The sequence below is a fragment of the Psychroflexus sp. MBR-150 genome (assembly GCF_053628795.1).
In genome coordinates this window covers 77,409-96,900 of the sequence record NZ_JBRJHB010000002.1, presented here as the reverse complement: position 1 = coordinate 96,900, position 19,492 = coordinate 77,409, and the positions used below count along the sequence as shown (strand labels likewise).

The 19,492-nt window shown below is 34.2% G+C and carries 14 protein-coding genes and 2 tRNA genes; 8 read left to right on the top strand and 8 right to left on the bottom strand.

Features of this window, described 5'->3' with window-relative positions; genetic code table 11:
- Together ftsA and ftsZ are read left to right on the top strand one after the other, a co-directional pair.
- On the top strand, positions 1 to 1,338 hold the full coding sequence (ftsA, locus tag ACSSV5_RS01580; protein WP_211065491.1) for a cell division protein FtsA: 1,338 nt from the start codon (positions 1 to 3) through the stop codon (positions 1,336 to 1,338).
- A 19-nt stretch (positions 1,339 to 1,357) separates the two neighbouring features.
- On the top strand, positions 1,358 to 3,277 hold the full coding sequence (gene ftsZ / locus ACSSV5_RS01575) for a cell division protein FtsZ (RefSeq protein WP_454244499.1): 1,920 nt from the start codon (positions 1,358 to 1,360) through the stop codon (positions 3,275 to 3,277).
- A gap of 278 nt (positions 3,278 to 3,555) precedes the next feature.
- Here ftsZ and rlmB read toward each other — a convergent pair whose 3' ends face one another.
- From rlmB to ACSSV5_RS01535, 8 genes are all read right to left on the bottom strand, one after another.
- Positions 3,556 to 4,275: a 23S rRNA (guanosine(2251)-2'-O)-methyltransferase RlmB gene (gene rlmB / locus ACSSV5_RS01570; RefSeq protein WP_454244498.1), complete on the bottom strand. Its 720-nt coding sequence runs from the start codon at positions 4,273 to 4,275 to the stop codon at positions 3,556 to 3,558.
- Positions 4,276 to 4,335: 60 nt separating this feature from the next.
- Positions 4,336 to 5,280, bottom strand: coding sequence for a hypothetical protein (locus ACSSV5_RS01565; protein ID WP_454244497.1), 945 nt, complete (start codon positions 5,278 to 5,280; stop codon positions 4,336 to 4,338).
- A 3-nt stretch (positions 5,281 to 5,283) separates the two neighbouring features.
- Entirely contained in the window at positions 5,284 to 6,126 is an 843-nt protein-coding gene (locus tag ACSSV5_RS01560; protein ID WP_454244496.1) for a hypothetical protein, read from the bottom strand.
- Positions 6,127 to 6,138: 12 nt separating this feature from the next.
- Positions 6,139 to 7,680 (bottom strand): SusD/RagB family nutrient-binding outer membrane lipoprotein, encoded by a 1,542-nt coding sequence (locus tag ACSSV5_RS01555; protein ID WP_454244495.1) that lies wholly within the window; start codon positions 7,678 to 7,680, stop codon positions 6,139 to 6,141.
- Positions 7,681 to 7,698: 18 nt separating this feature from the next.
- Complete coding sequence (locus ACSSV5_RS01550; RefSeq protein WP_454244494.1) at positions 7,699 to 10,797, bottom strand: SusC/RagA family TonB-linked outer membrane protein; 3,099 nt, start codon at positions 10,795 to 10,797, stop codon at positions 7,699 to 7,701.
- Positions 10,798 to 10,917: 120 nt separating this feature from the next.
- Positions 10,918 to 12,573 carry a hypothetical protein gene (locus ACSSV5_RS01545; RefSeq protein WP_454244493.1) on the bottom strand — a complete coding sequence of 552 codons (1,656 nt, stop codon included), beginning with the start codon at positions 12,571 to 12,573 and terminating at the stop codon, positions 10,918 to 10,920.
- Between the two features lie 42 nt (positions 12,574 to 12,615).
- A complete protein-coding gene (locus ACSSV5_RS01540) occupies positions 12,616 to 14,118 on the bottom strand; it encodes an OmpP1/FadL family transporter (RefSeq protein WP_454244492.1) in 1,503 nt (500 codons plus the stop codon).
- A 72-nt stretch (positions 14,119 to 14,190) separates the two neighbouring features.
- Positions 14,191 to 15,294 carry a hypothetical protein gene (locus ACSSV5_RS01535; protein WP_454244491.1) on the bottom strand — a complete coding sequence of 368 codons (1,104 nt, stop codon included), beginning with the start codon at positions 15,292 to 15,294 and terminating at the stop codon, positions 14,191 to 14,193.
- A gap of 102 nt (positions 15,295 to 15,396) precedes the next feature.
- Here ACSSV5_RS01535 and proS point away from each other — a divergent pair, with 102 nt between their 5' ends.
- The 6 genes from proS to accC all read left to right on the top strand — a co-directional run bounded on the left by proS (position 15,397) and on the right by accC (position 19,488).
- Positions 15,397 to 16,875 carry a proline--tRNA ligase gene (gene proS, locus ACSSV5_RS01530; RefSeq protein WP_454244490.1) on the top strand — a complete coding sequence of 493 codons (1,479 nt, stop codon included), beginning with the start codon at positions 15,397 to 15,399 and terminating at the stop codon, positions 16,873 to 16,875.
- A 65-nt stretch (positions 16,876 to 16,940) separates the two neighbouring features.
- A tRNA-Glu gene (locus ACSSV5_RS01525) sits at positions 16,941 to 17,012 on the top strand.
- Between the two features lie 26 nt (positions 17,013 to 17,038).
- Positions 17,039 to 17,110 (top strand) — tRNA-Glu (locus tag ACSSV5_RS01520).
- A gap of 38 nt (positions 17,111 to 17,148) precedes the next feature.
- Entirely contained in the window at positions 17,149 to 17,400 is a 252-nt protein-coding gene (rpsT, locus tag ACSSV5_RS01515) for a 30S ribosomal protein S20 (RefSeq protein WP_211065479.1), read from the top strand.
- 131 nt (positions 17,401 to 17,531) lie between these two features.
- On the top strand, positions 17,532 to 18,017 hold the full coding sequence (locus ACSSV5_RS01510) for an acetyl-CoA carboxylase biotin carboxyl carrier protein subunit (RefSeq protein WP_211065478.1): 486 nt from the start codon (positions 17,532 to 17,534) through the stop codon (positions 18,015 to 18,017).
- Between the two features lie 19 nt (positions 18,018 to 18,036).
- Positions 18,037 to 19,488, top strand: coding sequence for an acetyl-CoA carboxylase biotin carboxylase subunit (gene accC / locus ACSSV5_RS01505; protein ID WP_454244489.1), 1,452 nt, complete (start codon positions 18,037 to 18,039; stop codon positions 19,486 to 19,488).
- Positions 19,489 to 19,492 lie beyond the last annotated feature (4 nt).

Sequence of the window (19,492 nt, the reverse complement as noted above, 5' to 3'; positions counted from 1 at the left end):
ATGGAAAACGAACATATAGCAGTAGGACTTGATATTGGCACAACCAAGATTGTAGCTATGATTGGTCGCAAAAATGAGTTTGGAAAGTTAGAGATATTAGGCTTGGGTAAAACCAAAAGTTTAGGTGTTCATCGTGGTGTGGTCAATAACATTACGCAGACTATTCAGTCCATCCAACTGGCTGTTAAAGAAGCTGAAGAAAGTTCAGGAAAAAATGTTTCTGCGGTCACCGTTGGCATTGCAGGACAACACATCAGAAGCCTACAACACAGCGATTATATTACCAGAAAAAATGCAGACGAAGTCATCAGCGAAGACGACATCAATGCACTTTGTGATCAAGTACATAAACTTGTGATGCTTCCTGGTGAAGAAATTATTCACGTCTTACCACAAGAATACAAAGTTGACGGTCAAGCCGAAATCAAAGAACCTATCGGTATGTATGGCGGTCGGTTAGAAGCTAATTTTCACGTGGTTGTCGGTCAAATTTCATCTATTAGAAATGTTGGTCGATGCATCAAAAGTGCTGGTTTTGAGCTTAGTGGCGTGACTTTAGAACCGCTTGCTTCTGCCAACGCCGTATTGAGTCAAGAAGAAAAAGAAGCTGGTGTAGCACTTATTGATATTGGTGGCGGCACCACGGATTTAGCTATTTTTAAAGATGGCATTATTCGTCATACAGCAGTAATTCCATTTGGTGGAAATATCATTACTGAAGATATTAAAGATGGCTGTTCTATTATAGAAAAACAAGCCGAATTGCTTAAAATCAAATTTGGCTCTGCTTGGCCTGGCGAAAATAAAGAAAACGAAATTGTTTCTATTCCTGGTTTACGCGGTCGTGAACCCAAAGAAATTTCGCTTAAAAATCTCGCTAAAATCATTCATTATCGAGCGGTTGAAATTATTGAGCAAGTTTTCTTAGAAATCAAAAATTACGGTCACGAAGAAAAACGCAAAAAACTCATTGCTGGTATTGTTATCACTGGTGGCGGTGCACAACTCAAACATCTTAAACAACTTGTTGAATACATCACAGGTATGGACACAAGAGTCGGTTACCCCAATGAGCATCTCGCTGGCGATACAAATAAAGAAACCGCAAGTCCAATTTACGCTACTGCTGTTGGATTAGTGATGAATAGCTTAAACAAACAAGAGCAAATCGAAAAAGATAAATCTGAAGAAACTCAAGAGAACACTGAACCTCAGAGCAAAGACGAACAAACAGAAGAAAACACAGAACAACAAAAAGAAACCATCCATAAACCGAGAAAATCGTTTATGGAAAAGTTTGTAGATAAACTTAAAGATTTTTTAGATAACGCAGAATAAACGCATAAAATACAATATTATGAGCACAGAAGAATTAGGCAACATTTCTTTTGATTTACCCAAAAATCAATCTAATGTCATCAAAGTAATTGGTGTTGGCGGTGGTGGCTCAAACGCCATTAACCATATGTTTAAACAAGGTATCAACGGAGTTGACTTTGTCATTTGCAATACCGATGCACAAGCTTTAGAAAATTCACCCATTCCAACCAAAATTCAACTCGGTGTTAACCTTACAGAAGGACTTGGCGCTGGTGCCAACCCAGAAATTGGTGAACAAGCTGCTGTTGAAAGCTTTGAAGACATCAAAGATTTATTGAATAAAAACACAAAAATGGTTTTCATCACTGCTGGTATGGGTGGCGGAACAGGCACTGGTGCTGCACCAGTGATTGCCAAACAAGCCAGAGAAATGGAAATTCTTACCGTTGGTATTGTTACCATTCCATTTCAATTTGAAGGCAAAACCCGAAACGAACAAGCCCAAATTGGTGTAGAAAAATTAAGAGACAATGTAGATTCTCTTATCGTCATCAACAATAATAAACTCAGAGAAGTTTACGGCAACCTCGGTTTTAAAGCTGGGTTTTCAAAAGCCGATGAAGTTTTAGCTACCGCTTCTCGTGGTATAGCTGAAGTTATTACGCATCACTACACACAAAATATTGACCTTAGAGATGCTAAAACGGTTTTAAGCAATAGTGGCACTGCCATAATGGGATCTGCAAGTGCTTCTGGAACCAATCGCTCGAGATTGGCTATAGAAAAAGCCTTAGATTCACCTTTACTCAACGACAACAAAATCACAGGTGCTCAAAATGTGTTGTTGCTCATCGTATCTGGTAAAGACGAAATCACAATTGATGAGATTGGTGAAATCAATGATCATATCCAAAATGAAGCGGGCAACTCTGCCAACATCATTATGGGTGTCGGCGAAGACGAAGACTTAGATGATGCTATTTCAGTTACAGTAATTGCCACGGGGTTTAATTCTGAACAACAAGATGATATTACAAACACTGAGACCAAAAAAATAATTCACACACTTGAGGACGAACAAAAAGCTGAAATTGACTTAACTGAAAAAAATGATGATTTTCAAAACAGACCTTTGGGCTTAGAAGATGATAAGCATGAAAAACAAACCAAAATTGTTCATCGACTTGAAGATGTTGAAGATGATCAAGATAAAAATCAAACTCAAAAAGCAGAGAGCAATCCTATAATAGAAACCACTGAAAAGATTGAGAATATTGAAGTTGAAGCTGAATTTTTAGAGATTGAAGATTTTGAAATTACAGATAAAACTGAAAATGAAGATAACAAAAGTGAAGACAGTGAAAATCAACATTTGAGTTTTGACTTATTTCATCAAGAATCACAAAATTCTTATGAAAAACAAAATTCATCTCATAAGTATCAATCTCAAAAAGAAACTCAAGATCAAAAAGTTGTTTTTGATTTAGATAAAGACATCAGGTCGATTGAAGTGAATGAGCCCGAAGAAATCAAACCTGAATCAACCGAAAAGGTAAAAACCTATCAATTAGAAGACTCTGAATCAGAAGATGCAACACAAAATTCTGTGAATGAAGAAGATGATGAAAATCTCAAATTTGAAACTAAAACTCAACCTCAAGAAAAACCTATCGATGATGAAGCACCTAAGGATATTGATCCTTTGAATGCATCTATCACAGAGTTAAAAGCCCGTGCAGCAGAACGGCGAGCAAAAATGAAACAATTTAACTATAGATTTAGTCAAAATCAAAACATTGATGAAATTGAAAAACAGCCCGCATACAAACGTGCTGGCGTAGAGCTTGATGACCCAAAAGACAATCAAAATAAACTCTCACGCACAACATTACATAACGAAGATGATGAAATAACGCTGAGGCGAAACAATTCGTTTTTGCATGATAATGTAGATTAACGTAAGTTCGATATAAATTCCAATAAAATATATTCATATAAAATACAGAAATTTAATCATTTGTCATTTCGACTGAGCGAAGTATGAGCGACGAGACATCTCAGAAGGAGGAGATTTCTCCTCATTCTTCGTTCGAAATGACAAGATTTGCTGGCAAAAAGATGTAATCATCTGATTTACAGCTTTCAATAAATCAAACTCACGTTAACCTAAACAGATTATATTTGAAAGACTCAAGTCATAATACATCTAAAATATCGATATGGGATAGCTAAATATTATCTAACAAGTTCATAAAGGAATAAACCAGCAGCCACGGCAACATTAAGCGATTGTGTTTTTCCTTTCATTGGAATATAATAAGTATGATCAAGCATTTTTATAATGCTATGGTGTATTCCAAAACCTTCGCTACCCATAACCAAAGCAACTGGCTTTATGATATTAGCATCAAACAAAGATTGATTTGATTTTTCACTTGCTCCAATAAGCTTAACCTCGTGTGCTTGAAGAAAATATATAGCATCTTTTAAATGATTAACTTTGCAAATTGGGATATTAAAAATAGCTCCTGCAGAGGTTTTTACCATATCTTCGTTAATTCTAGCTGTACCTTGTTGAGGCACAATAACAGCACTAACTCCAGAAGACTCAGCTGTTCTTAGGATACTTCCAAAATTTCTTACATCCGTAACACCATCAAGTAATAGAAATATAGCATCAGAATTTTTCATTAAGGCATGTTCTACAGTAGATTCAAAGTCAACAAAATCGATTGGAGCTATAAAAGCCACAACGCCTTGGTGGTTTTTAGATTGGTATTTTCTAAATTTCTGGTGAGGCACAAAACTCACTTTAATATGAAGTTGATTAGCGAGGTTTAAAAGTTCTTGCGTGTTTTCAGAACCTTTCAAAATTTGAATTTTGTCTATAGGTTTATTGCTTTTTAAAGCTTCTAAAATTGGGTGGATTCCGAAAATGGTGTGTTGTTCTTGCATAATGTAAATATAAAAAAACCCGCCATGTGGCGGGATTTAAAATAAAAGAATAAACTATTTTTATTGTGGTCTTCCCTGAACTATAACTTCACTTGTATCTGGGTCAGTGACAGTAAAAGTAGAGCCTTGTATATTTAACAATGCTACGTCAAATAAATAAGCATCTATATTACCCTCGCCAGCTCCAAAAGCAAAGTTTGACCATGCTGGGACTTCAGTCAAATCAAAAGTGTGAGTAAAAACGCCTGGTTTTGATACAGTCATAGTAACAGGAATATTTTCAGCATCAGCAGGTGTTGCTGCACCTCCTTGAGACCAAAAGCTAGGGACAATGAAATAATCTCCATCAGGTAAATCACCTGGAGCTATCAAAATTTCCTCAGGGCAACTAGAATAACTTGTAGCCACAATTTGAAAAGTTGTAGCATTATATAACTCTAAATCCATATCAAAGTCACAAAAGCTATGTTCATTACCGTCAACATCTACATAAATTGCATCCCACTCTACTCTAGATAGAAAATTATCACTTGGTTCTATGTTAATGGTAATTCTTTGAGTGTTTCCTTCAAATAAAGCTGTTCTAATACCAACCGCCTTAAGATCAATTTCAACAGTATTATATGTATCATCACTTGGAGCTTCAAGAGCTGTAAATGGTATTTCAAATGTTTCAACAGTAGGAGGAATATCCGCAATAAAACTTTCATCAGGATTACCAAAGTCTGCTGATATATCGCCATCACCTGCAACATAATCTATACCTTTTCGAGCAGTTCCTCCTGTGACTAAAAGTTCAACAGGAATCACATTATTAATTGGTCTACTGATACTTATCGGTATCCCAATTGTTTCTCCTCTTTTAACTGTAAACTCAGTTTGTGTAGCAGTAAGTATTGGTTTTTCATTAGATGGTGTTACATTAGTGTCATCATTTACACATGATGTAAAGATGAATAAAGTTACCAAACTAAAATATTTTAAAAAATTTAATGTCGTTTTCATATATTATAATTTTTCGTAAGTGTGTATGTAAGTTTGATTACCAGAAGGAAATTCAATTGTAACGGTAATTTGAATATTACCAGTTTCTGGATCAACAGAGCCTGAGCCATAGACTTGATTTGAATAAGTTCCATTAGCCAAGCCTTGTTTAGACACAGTAATATCGCCACAAATATCAGTAAAAGTAAATCCATTTTGACTTGCTATTGGACCACCAGCTGAATCTGGACCATATGGACCAGTAGATTCTGTTCTAAAGAAATTAACCTCTAGTTGTTCCAATGATTCAACACCAAATTTAACTAGGGCATTATCACTTTGTCTAACGGTAGTTACTTGATAATCATATAAATCAACAGTTGATTGACAACCAACAAAGGTAATCTGTAAAGTATTATTAAGACTTGATATCACACTACCCTCAGAATTGGTAGAAGTAAGCTTAAGGATTAAAACTGTTGGTTCATCAGGATTTAGTCCACCTGTTAATATTTCTAACGGAAAACCAACAAAATCACTTCCTGCAGGTATAGTTAAAGAAGTCCCTTCAGTTAAAAAATTAAATTCTTGTCCTTGAGTTGCTGTAGAAGCGGGATCAATTTCAAAATTAACCGTGATAGGTTCTTCTAATAGTCTATTATCTTGCCCACCTAATACATCAATGGGATAAGATTTTTGGACAGGACCAATATCTTCAAAGAAACTTTCTGCGGCTAAATCACTTTTAAAGCCGATTACATAATCACTTTGATTGTATTTTACATCTACACTATCATCAACAACACAAGAATTGAGTAGTGTGGCTGATATAAATAATGTAACAAATATTTTAATTGTATTTTTCATTGTTTTTATATTTTAATTTACGTCCCAGAATATTTTTGTTGTAAAAGCATCCTGTTGTGTTTGATTAGGTACGTTCTCAGTATTTGTAGAAAATTCTGAAACAGGATAAAGCAATCTATTAGGCTTAGCTGGCTTGGTAGCTGTTATGGCAAGAGGTATATCTGGGTAGCCAGTTCTTACATAATCTATCCAAGATTCTATGGCAGTAAAGCTATTAGTAGCAATCCATTTTTGTGTCATAATAGCTTCAATTTTATTTGCACTTCCATCCCAACCTATTAAGTTAGTATTATTACTAGATGCTATATAATTATCAGCTTCTGCATTAGTTAAGCCTAGTAAACGAAAAGATGATCGGATACCGTCTTGAAACAAAGATTTAGCATCACCACCGAGATAACCTCTAAATACTGCTTCAGATTGTAAGAAAAAACTTTCAGATGCAGTCATAATAATTCCGTCTTGTTCAGAGCCTTTAAGAACGCCAGGACCTAGTTTAGAAAGTTCGCTTGGTGCCGTAGTGTTGTCGGCTCCTTGTTGAACACCAATAACTTCTCCTCCTATTTGTGTAAAAAGTTGATTAACTCTTTTATCAAATACGCCCGTCTGTATGCCATTTTCGGTTTGCTGACCTTTTAAGAATTCAGCACAATAATCTGATGGAACAATTAATTTTCCAGGATCTGTAACATTACCTTCAGAATCAGCACCATAAATAGTATAAAATGGGTTCTGTTTATTTACATCATTGCTATACCCAGGATTAATTGTCACGTTTTGTGTGATAAAATCATTTTGTAGGTTAGCAAATTGCTCATTTAAATAGGTTTGAGTAGCACCATCAGTTTCAGCTAAATTAGATTGTCTTATCAATATTTTTAACTTAATAGTGTTAGCAAACCTAATCCATTGACTCATATCACCTTGAAAAATAATATCCTCACCACCTACAAGAGCATCTTCATTATCAGCAGAATTAATTTCGCTTATAGCGAAATCTAAATCCTCTACTAAGGCTCTATATACATCAACTTGATTGTCATAAACTGGTGTTAAATTATCCCCACCTTGTAATGCCTCTGTATAGGGTAAATCACCATACAAATCAACAAGTCTCTGAAAATAGAAACTCTTCATAATACGAGCAATAGCTTTGTGATTATCAAAATTTTCTGAAGGTTCATCAATAATCAATTGATGTGTTGCCAAACCTCGATAGGTTTGATCCCAAATTCCATCATAAAAATTAGATGTAATATTTGATAGCTGATATTCATCAATAAAAGCAGCCGTAAAATTATTAACATCGCCTGCCCAGTTATTCATAAATACATTACTAAAATCTGGCATAAGCCCATTTACAGGTCCTATAGATCTATCTGTTCTTCCTATTAAGTCACTATAAGGTTTAGATAAAGCTGAAGCTAATAATAAATCGGGCTTTATAGTTTCAGCCGTAGGGTTATTTGGACTCGTATTGACATCCAAATAGTCTTCACATCCTACTAAAAGGAATGCAAAAAACAATATTGAAAAGATTTTTAATTTATTCATTGTTGTTAGTTTTTTTTTTTAAAATGAAACATTAATTCCTATACCATAAGAACGTGTTGGTGGGTATTGTCCAGTTGACGAAATACCTTGTGAGTTACCTGTTGCAGTAAAGTTTGATTCTGGATCATTATATCCTCTATTTTCTTCAGGTAATATAGTCAAAATATTTCTACCTATCAAACTAATACTAGCACTAGAAATAAAGGTGTCTTTTAACATATTTTCAGTAAAATCATATCTTAATGAAAGCTCTCTTAATTTAAAAGCAGTTGCATCTAAAACTGAATTTTCAGCAATTCCTGCCATATTGCTACTCCAAAATGAGATATAACTACCAGCTGTTGTTCCTCCACTTGGTAAATTAGTATTAGGCACATATCCTCCATTACCATCAGGTATTACTGAGTTAGGAAAGATAAAAGCACCTCTACCTCCTTCTGCTGTTGCAACATCATGTCCAGACCAAAGTAGCTCTCTTTTGGTTCCTGAATAAAACACGTGTCCAGTTCTGTAGTCCATTGTAGCGGCAAGTGTCCAGTTTTTGTATGAAAATCTTGTGTTGATATTCAACACATAATCTGGAGTAGTATTACCACTTATTTCTGGTCCGCTAGTTTGCTGTGGATTTCCATCACTATCTAAGATTACTCTTCCTTGAGCATCTCTTAGATAATTAACGGTTTTTAACATAGGAAACTGCTCCCCTTCTATTGCAAATACTTGTGCAAAACCAGTAAACCCGCCTAAAGCAACTTCTCTTGCTTGATCCGAGACTTTGTCAACTTCCGTGTAACTTCTTGACAAACCAAAATTTAGATTCCATCTAAAATCTTCGCTCTTTACTGGCACGAGACCTAAATCTATTTCAAAACCATAACCACTAGTTTGACCTATATTAATAGTAGATCTACTCAAACCAGAAGCCGAAGAGGTAGATATACCAGTAATCAAATTATCTGTTGTAAAGTTATAGTAGGCTACATCTAAAGTTATTCTGTCCTTTAAGAAACCAGCATTTAAACCAAATTCAAATTGTTCGGTAAATTCTGGCTCAAGATTTGGATCAGTTATATTTTCAGGTGCTTCAAAAGAGTTCAAACCATTAAAAGGAAATCCAAAACCTTTATTAACAACTTGATTGACATCATAAGGGTCAACACCACCATCGTTACCAACTCTAACAAAACTACCTGATAATTTAAGGTAATTTAATACGTCGCCACCAAAATCTTCAAAAGCTTCGGTTGGTATAAAAGAAAGCCCTACACTTGGATAGAAGTAAGATTGATTTCCATCGCTAAATACAGAATTCCAGTCATTTCTGGCTGTTGCATTTAAATATAAATAGTCTCTAAAACCAAGATTTACACTTCCAAAAACCGAATATCTTCTTGACTGATCTTGGAAATCGAAAGTTACTGCTTGATCAAAATTACCTGATAAATTTTCTGAAGTGTATATCCCAGGAACAGTAAGCCCTGTTCCTCCTACACCAGTTTGACTATTTTTAACATATTGATTATTAAGACCAACAGAACCATCTATTCTTAAATCTTCATTAATATCATAATCATAATTAACTAAGAAATCAGTATAATATCTTTGATATGATGTGTTAAATCTATTAAAAGACGAAGGCTCATCTCTTCTATTACCTGTTATATCAATAACTGATTGTGGCTCGGTATAACCATTATTATAGTTAAGACCGCTTCTGTTAGTAAAGATACCGTTAGACCTTAAAACAAAAGTTATATTATCATTAAGGTGATATTTCAAATCTGCTAAGATGTTGAATCTGTTAGTATCTCTTTCACTTCTATCGTTATTTACAATCCAATATGGGTTCAAGAAATAACCATTCCAGTGACCTTCATTACCAGAATTTTTAAAAGCTTCGATTGGGATGTTTGTTGCAACTTGATTAAGCTCACCATACAATCTTGAATTAGCCTCTTCAGTAGCCGTGTAAGTATAAGTAACATTACCGCCAACTTCCCATTTTCCGAGGGTTTTTCCAGCTCTAAAATTAAAAGACGACCTTTTCAATTCATCTCCATTAATAATAAACTCAGTTTGTTCATTTTGAGCAGACATAAAAACATAACCGTTTTTATCGCCAGAGGAAATATCAAAAGAATTCTGAAGAGTTATACCAGTATCAAAAAAATCTTTAATATTATCTGCACCTCTTGAACTATATGGTGCAGTAATAAAAGAACCATCAGCTTGTGGCAAACCAACTCTTACGGGTTGACCATCAAATTCTGGACCCCAACCACCATTTTCATAAATAATATTAGCAAAGCCTTGACCTAAATCCCAGCCTTGACCATATCTTGTTTGGTGCTCAGGCACATAGTCAACAACAGTAAAATCAGCAGTGCTTTTGAAATTTACTTTCATTTTTTCTTCTTTGGTCCCAGACTTTGTTGTTACGATAATAACACCATTAGCACCTTGAGAACCATAAAGCGCAGCACCATTAGGACCTTTAATAACGTTTAAAGATTCAATAGTGTTTGGGTTTAAAGTTCTTAAAAAGTTAGCTGTTGAAATAGCACCATCTATAACTATTAAGGCTTCATTGTTACCTGTAATAGAACGACTACCACGAAGTGTGATACGTGTTTCACCAGTTACCCCATTACTCGTCTGTTTAATATTCAGACCAGAAACTTTACCAGATAAACTGTTTACAACATCGGGATTATTAGCCTTAACGATATCCTCACTTTCTACTACTTGATAGGCAGAAGTGATTTCATCTTTTTTACGCTTAACCCCTAAGGCTGTCACAACAACAGCTTCTAATTGTTCTACATCAGGTACCAAAGTCACATTTATTGTGCTTTTAGCTCCAACTAAGATTTCATTAGTTTTGTACCCAACATAAGAAAACACTAAGGTTTGATCAGAACTAGCAGTAATACTATAATTCCCATCAAAGTCAGTTTGTGTTCCAGAAGTTGTGTTTTTGACAAACACATTCACTCCAGGAACGGGTAAATCATTTTCGTCAACCACCTTCCCGGTGATTGTTTTTTCTTGTGCAAATGTCAGTTGCACAACAAACGCTAAAAGTAGCGTAAGAATTCCTCTAAACTTTGTTCTCATTTTTTAATTTATTTGAATTAGCCAATGCCAAAAATCATAATAAATAGTTAATCAAACAAATTTTTTTTACTTTAATTTAAAAAAAGAGTGTTAAAAATTAACCTTAAAGACATCTCGAGCTTAAAAAATAGTCAAAAATTTAAGGTGAATTTGGGTGTTTTTAAATTCTAGGTTTTGCGTGTCAGACCCGCCGTTGGCAAAGATTAGCCTTAAAACACCTGCTCGGGTTTCTATGCCAAAACCTATACCAATGCTGTATAAATTTTCACTAAACCGATTGATGTCATTTTCGTAAAAACCATAGTCTAAAACACTATGAATATACAGGTTTGAGCCTAAAATATAGCGATATTCGGTCTGAATGGTTCCAAATAAATTCGCAAAAAAGCGATTTTCGGCAAAACCTCGAATAGAATTGATACCACCAAAACGATATAATTCATTACTGAAATATTCATCTGAGTTTAATAAACCAGAATTTATACCTATATATATGTATTGCCTTTTATCAAGTTTAAATATCTGTCGTGCTTCTAAACTTAAATATTGTTGGTCTGCATCTATATTTTGAGTTTGACGGTTTCCTATACCGAAACTCAAATTAACGTATTGATTGCTTAAAAACAGATCAGAAAAACGCTTAGGTTTATTATAAGTTGCTTCAATTCCAAAACGAGTCTTGTCAAAATCTTCAATATCGTTTATTTGTGTTTCATCATCTAACAAATTTGTTGAAGTTTCAAAGGCAGCTGTAAGACCAACATTGATATTTTGAGTAACTTGATAATCTAATTTAATTTGTTGTGTATTGTTTGAAAACGTAGAATCTTGCTTAAAAAAACCTAATCCTGCTTCGAGCGAAAAACGAGACTTAAATATATATGGCAATCTTACACCTACATCAAACCATTCTTGTGCGTTGCCGTCGTTTTTATAATTAAGATTGATTTCTTCACCACCGTGAAAGTTATTGATGAGCTTTAAATCAATATTACCGTTGAGCTGAAAATCATTTTCATCTGAATTATTAAAGCCTAAAAATCCATCAAAACTATTGGCTTGAGAGCGTTTAAGGTAAAGAAACAAGTTGGTAGAGTCTTTGGTAAATTGAACTTGTGGGGTTTTGGTTTGATTTACAAATCGCAGTGCATCTATTTTTTCTGACTGATTGATCAATTGCTCTCTATTAAAAACCGAACCTATTTTTAAATTTGCATAATTTTTTAGAAAAACTCTTGGAAATTTATCATAACCTCTTATTATGACTTTATCTAAAGTCCTCTTATCAGATTCATAAAGGTCTAATTGAGCTATTACGGTATCGCTTTTATTAAATTCTACTTCTTTTAGTCTTATTTGACTAAAGGGTTTGCCTTGTTGAGACAATTGATTTAAAATAGCATACAAAGTATTTGGCAGATTTTCAACCTCAACATAAGGTTTTAAATTTCTAAAAACATTTGGAAAAGAAGCGTGATTTTTGAGATAAACTATATTGTATTGCTTTCTTAAATTAAATTTAAGTTGAAACACCGAGTCATTTATGATCTCTAAGTTCTCTGCTCTCAAATTCAAATAGCCCTTGAGTTGAAGGTCAGTAATTATTTTTTTTGAAGCTTCCTCTAAGCTTTCAAAATCCTTATAAGATTGCTTCGGATTCAAAGTCTTGATTATGCTATCTTGCTGAGCATCTTCTGTAAGTAGTTTCAAGTATAGGTTTTGAGAAGAAGCAAAACTAAAACAAAGCCCAAGTGCTAAGAGTAAAATATACCTCATACATATTTTAACGCTCAAAGCTAATAAATGGTATGAAACTGTCTAAAAACCTAATGAAACCGTCAAAAACAAATTAGAAATATTAGAGTCTATTTGAGCTGTTTGATTTAATCCTGTTTGATACAAGCGGTCGTTACGATCTAAGCTTGCTAAACTGTAAGCTAAATCTATATTCACATTTTTTATAGTATAACCAAGTCCCAAACTAAAACCTTCTAAATCGCCTTGAATAAAATCATCTTCATAAGGAGTTTCTTGTAAAAAGTAACCGCCTCTAAACTTAAATTGTTTAAAAACATATTCTCCACCTATATTTAAATTAGCCGCCGAAGTCAAATTTTGTTCTATGTCGGTATTCAAAAACTCAAGACTATTAGTTGTAAATTTAGCATTAGAATAATCTTGCAAGCTATAATCAATACTCAACAAACCTCGTCCTTTAAATATATAAGACAAACCTGCTGTCCATTTACTTGCAGTTCTATAATTGTAATCTGGAAAAACATTAAGCACCCTAGGGTTAACACTTGCTGGACCATACTCATCACTACCTGTTCTGATAAATTGTGAAGTTTCGTCAGATACATCATACCACGTAGGTGAATTATAAGATAGTGCAGCTCTGAATTGATCTGTGATTTTAACTATACTTCCCAACTGAAAAGAAAAAGCATTAGCACGTGTTCTCAATCTATTATCAAAGCGAATACTGTTGATTTCACTTGTCGGATCAGAATTTGATTCAAAAAATGAAGTAAACCTGTCATATTCCATATAATGTGCATTGAGATTTAAACCGAAGTAAAATCGTTTATTAAGTTCTAAACTAGCGTTAAAAGAAAATTTACCATTATAACCATCTTCCTGAATAAAGTAATCTTGTAAAAATTGGTTAGCCGTAACATTTGAAATATAATCCATATTATTAAAATCATCCGGATTTACAGGATCTATAACAAATGATTGAAAACCCAGCAAGGCATTTTGAGCTGTAACACCTTCAGTTTCTCCTAAAAAGGTATATAAATCTGCAATAGACTCTCCGTTTAATGGGGTTAACAAATCCAGTGGAATTCCATTTGCACTATCAACAAAAAACTGATCTATCGATTGATTATTGTTACCTCTTGCTACATAAGAATTATCATAATCTGCTACTTGTTCATACGTAAACCCGTAAGCATATTTTGATAAAGTAACATCTTCGTTGTTTGCAGCAAAAACAAAAACGATTCCCAATTGATTCAAATCAAAAGTGGTTTCGGTTTCATCTGTAAAACCATCGGTAAAATTTACATCGTTGTTTTTGATGTTTAAATTAAGAGTTCCTGAAGCGTGGTTGGTTAAAAATACTGACGATCCGGCTGGATTAAGCTTGAGTGCTGACAAATCACCACCGAGTGAACTAAATGCTCCTGCCATTCCTGTAAATCTTGCGGTTCCCATAAGATCTTCTCTAGAAAACCTAACCACATCAGTTAAATCTTGAGCATAAATAAAACTTATAGGCAAGCAAAACAGTAAAAATAAAAATTTGACTTTCATTTTTTTATGATTAAAAAACTGCCCGAAAATCATTGAAATTTTCAATAAATTATCAGACAGCTAAATTGGTTATTATTTTCTTCTACCTCGACTACTTCTTCCACTACTTCCAGAAGATCTTGAACTACTACTTCGACTTGTGCTTTTTACACTTGAACTACTTCTTGTAGAACGAGTGTTAGGTTGTGTTGATGGAGTGTAACTTCTATTGCTTCGGTTTATTGTAGAATTTCTTTGAGTTGAATTACTGTAAATACTTTGGTTAGAGTAACCTGAACGCGATCTTTGAGTTGAATATATACTTCTATCATTAGATCTTCCATTTCTAACACGTGCATTGACATTGCTAGAATTTCTTATTCTTCTTCCATCAGAATTAACATAACTTCGGTTACTACGAGCAGCAGAGTTTATTCTACTTCTACTATCAGAAGACCGACCTCTAATGTTCTGATTACTCCTTACACCTCTTCTTGAATCAAGGCTTGAGCGTCCTCTGTTATAAGCATAAGCATTGTTTCTATAATTATTATGGTAAGCATAAGCGTAATAAGGATTTCTATAGCCATAATAATATGGTGAATATCCGCCCCAGTAATAACCATAATAACCGCCCCAGTAAGGATATCCATATACAAAAGCATTATGATAAGACCAACCACCCCAATATGAGCCGTAAAAACCACCATAACCTATACCAAAGCCCCAATAAGAACCATACCAAGGTCTGTAATACCCACCCCAATATGGGCTATAAAAGCCATTATCTATATAGTTGATAGTCACAGAAGTAGGCTGAGTTCCCCAACCACCATAAGAATTATATTCAGTTTCATTTTCATCTACAACAATATCGTCTTGTTGCACACTATCTTCACTATTAGACGAATAATTTTCAATATCAGTAAACACCTCATTTTGTTCTCTAGCTTGAGAAATCAATTTGTCTTGTTGTTCAAAATAATTTTTATAAAAATCGTTATTATTTTGAGAGTCATTGTTGTTTGTGTTTTCTCCTTGAGTTGCCTTATTGGCTAAAGCATCATCATTAGCGTAAATACCGTCGTTTTGAACACTTGCGTTTTCATAAGACGAACCGCATGAAGATACAAAAACCACCAACATTAATCCTGCTACAAATTGAACAGATTTGAAAAAATTTAATTTTGGTCTCATAACTTGTGGTTTTAAAAGATTTTATATAGTGCAAAATACTTAGTTTTGCGTAATTTTTAATTTCATATACATAGATACAACATCTATGCCAAATATCAAAATATGTCTAAACACTTAACAAAACGTTCAGATAACTATTCAAAATGGTATAATGAATTAGTCGTCAAAGCAGAATTAGCAGAAAACGCTGCTGTACGTGGTTGCATGGTCATCAAGCCTTATGGTTATGCTATTTGGGAAAAAATGCAAAGCGAACTCGACAGAATGTTTAAAGCTACAGGTCATGAAAATGCTTATTTTCCACTCCTCGTGCCAAAACACCTCTTTGAAGCTGAAGAAAAAAATGCGGAAGGTTTTGCTAAAGAATGTGCTGTCGTTACGCATTACCGACTCAAAAGTGACGACAACGACAAATCAAAACTTATTGTTGACCCCGAAGCCAAACTTGAAGAAGAACTTGTAGTAAGACCTACTTCTGAAGCTATTATTTGGAGTACTTATAAAAATTGGATTCAGTCCTACAGAGATTTGCCCATAAAAATCAATCAATGGGCTAATGTGGTAAGATGGGAAATGCGGACACGCCTATTTTTAAGAACCACTGAATTTCTATGGCAAGAAGGTCACACCGCTCATGCTACAAAACAAGAAGCTATAGAAGAAGCAGAACTTATGAATAGTATTTATGCCAAATTTGCTAAAGATTTTATGGCTATGCCAGTTATTGAAGGAACTAAGTCTGAAAGTGAAAAATTTGCAGGTGCTGAAGAAACCTATTGTATCGAAGCCTTAATGCAAGACGGCAAAGCTTTACAAGCAGGAACTTCTCATTTTTTAGGGCAAAATTTTGCTAAAGCATTTGATGTAAAATACACCAACAAAAAAGGCAAACAAGATTATGTTTGGGCAACCAGTTGGGGCGTTTCAACACGACTTATGGGGGCATTAATTATGTCTCATAGCGATGATAATGGTTTGGTTTTACCTCCAAAACTCGCTCCTTATCAAGTGGTTATTGTACCTATTTATAGAAACGATGAACAGTTCAGCCAAATTTCTGAAAAAGCACAAGGCATCATCAAAGAATTACAAGCTAATAATATCAGTGTGAAATTTGATGATAGAGATACACATAAACCTGGATGGAAATTTGCAGAATACGAAATGAAAGGAGTTCCACTAAGAATTGGCATCGGTCCAAAAGATATAGAAAACAAAACCGTTGAGTTGGCAAGAAGAGACACGTTAAGTAAGTCATTTATCAAGCAAGATGAATTAATTGAAACCATTAAGCAAACCTTAACCGATATTCAAAACAATCTTTTTGATAAGGCTCAAAAGTTTACAAATGACAATACTCGTCAAGTAAAATCATACGAAGAATTTAAAACCCTAATCAATACTAAAGGCGGTTTTGTGGAAGCTTATTGGGACGGAACTTTAGAAACTGAAGAACACATAAAAAATGAAACTAAAGCAAGCATTCGTTGTATCTTAGAAACCGATGTACCCAAAGGAAGCAAATGTTTGTATTCTCAAAACCAAGCCGTCGCTAAAGTGCTTTATGCCAAAGCCTATTAAAATTTTATATTAAATATTGCAACATAAATAAAATAATGTATTTTTGCACCCGCAAATAAATGTGCGGTCCGTTCGTCTAGTGGTTAGGACGCCAGGTTTTCATCCTGGTAACAGGGGTTCGATTCCCCTACGGACTACTAAACGTTCAAAACAATAATCACCTGGTCCGTTCGTCTAGTGGTTAGGACGCCAGGTTTTCATCCTGGTAACAGGGGTTCGATTCCCCTACGGACTACAATAATAAATTAATCAAGTAAGACAAAAAAATATATTATGGCAAATCATAAATCTGCTTTAAAAAGAATTAGAAACAGCGAAACTAAAAGATTACGTAATCGCTATCAACACAAAACAGCGAGAAATGCTGTTAGAAAATTAGAAAACACTTCAGACAAATCTGAAGCTAAAAAAATGTTTAATGATGTTATTTCTAAAGTTGACAAACTTGCAAAGAAAAACATCATTCACCCTAACAAAGCTGCTCGTATCAAATCGAGACTGACCAAGCACGTTGCTTCACTTTAATAAATTTAAAGTCTTACTTATTATAAACAAACCTTGTTCAAATGAGCAAGGTTTTTTTTCTTTTAAACTATTCTTCTTTTTATTTTTAGTCATTCCTTTTATATTTACCGTTCAAAACAAGCTCACTAAATATGACAAAATCCTATCAAACCCAAGTAAACGGTGAATACGAATTTGATTTTACCGATGAAAAAATACAACATCAAGATATAATAAGTATTTCAGAGTATGATTTTCATATACTTTATCAACACCAATCTCATCAAATTCAAGTTCTGCATAAAAATTTCCTTGAAAAGACTTACCATATTAAAATCAATTCTAACATCTACGAAGTTAAAATTTCAGACTCACTAGACCTTTTAATAAAAAAACTTGGGTTATCACTTGGTAAAACCCAAATAGAAAATAAAATAAAAGCACCTATGCCGGGATTAATTTTAGAAATTAATGTCAAGGAAAACCAAGTTATCAAAGAAGGTGAGTCTTTATTAGTTTTAGAAGCTATGAAAATGGAAAATACAATCACAGCTACTAGTAACGCAACCATCAAAAGTATAAAAGTCAAAAAAGGTCAATCCGTCTCCAAAAATGAACTATTGATTGAATTAGAATAAGCTTGAAAAACAAAAACACATGAAAAAAATACTTGTTGCCAATCGTGGTGAAATTGCTTTAAGAGTGATGAAGAGCATCCAAAAAATGGGAATCAAAACAGTTGCTGTTTTTTCAGAAGCTGATAGACATTCACCTCATGTTAAGTTTGCTAATGAAGCGGTTTGTATTGGCCCAGCTGCATCTTCAGAATCTTATCTCAGAGCTGATAAAATCATAGAAGTTGCCAAAAAACTCAATGTTGATGGCATTCATCCTGGTTATGGCTTTTTAAGTGAAAATGCAGAATTTTCAGCACAAGTCGCAAAAGAAGGAATCACATTTATCGGTCCCAAACCTCATGCTATCCGGGTTATGGGAGATAAACTCGCTGCCAAAGAAACCGTTAAGTCCTACAATATTCCCATGGTACCAGGTATTGATGAAGCAATCACAGACATTAATAAAGCAAAAAAAATTGCCAAAAACATTGGTTTTCCTATTTTAATCAAAGCCTCGGCAGGTGGTGGTGGAAAAGGTATGCGTATTGTAGAAGACGAAAAATCATTAGAAGAACAAATGAAACGTGCCATTAGTGAAGCTAAATCAGCGTTTGGAGATGGCTCTGTATTTATAGAAAAATATGTAACTTCACCACGACATATAGAAATCCAAGTACTAGCCGATACACACGGCAATGTCGTCCATTTGTTTGAAAGAGAATGTAGTGTGCAAAGACGACATCAAAAAGTCATTGAAGAAGCTCCTTCTTCCTTACTTAACCAAAATTTACGCCACAAGATGGGAGAAGCTGCTGTCAATGTGGCAAAATCTTGTGATTATATCGGTGCTGGAACAGTTGAATTTTTAATGGACGCAGATCTTAATTTCTACTTTCTTGAAATGAATACACGCCTACAAGTTGAACATCCTGTAACTGAATGGATTACTGGCGTTGATTTGGTAGAACAACAAATTAAAATTGCCAGAGGTGAAAAATTAAGCATCAAACAAGATGACTTGCAAATTAATGGTCATGCTTTAGAGCTTCGTGTTTATGCTGAAGATCCAACTCAAAACTTTATGCCCAGCGTTGGTCACCTCAAACGATATCAATTGCCCAGTGGCAAAAATATCAGAGTTGACAACGGGTTTGAACAAGGCATGGATGTGCCAATTCACTATGACCCAATGCTTTCAAAATTAGTGACTTATGGCGATACCCGCGAAGCTGCTATACAAAAAATGATTGAAGCCATAGATCTATACGAAATCGAAGGTGTTGAAACCACATTAAGTTTTGGGAAATTTGTTTGTCAACATGAAGCATTTCGGTCTGGAAACTTTGATACACATTTTGTTAAAAAATATTATACCCCAGAAAAGCTCAAAGAACAATACAAAAATGAAGCCCAACTAGCATCCATAATTGCTATAAAAACATATCTCGAAGAATGCAAGCTTTTAAAAATTCCTGATGCCAACAAAAATTAATATG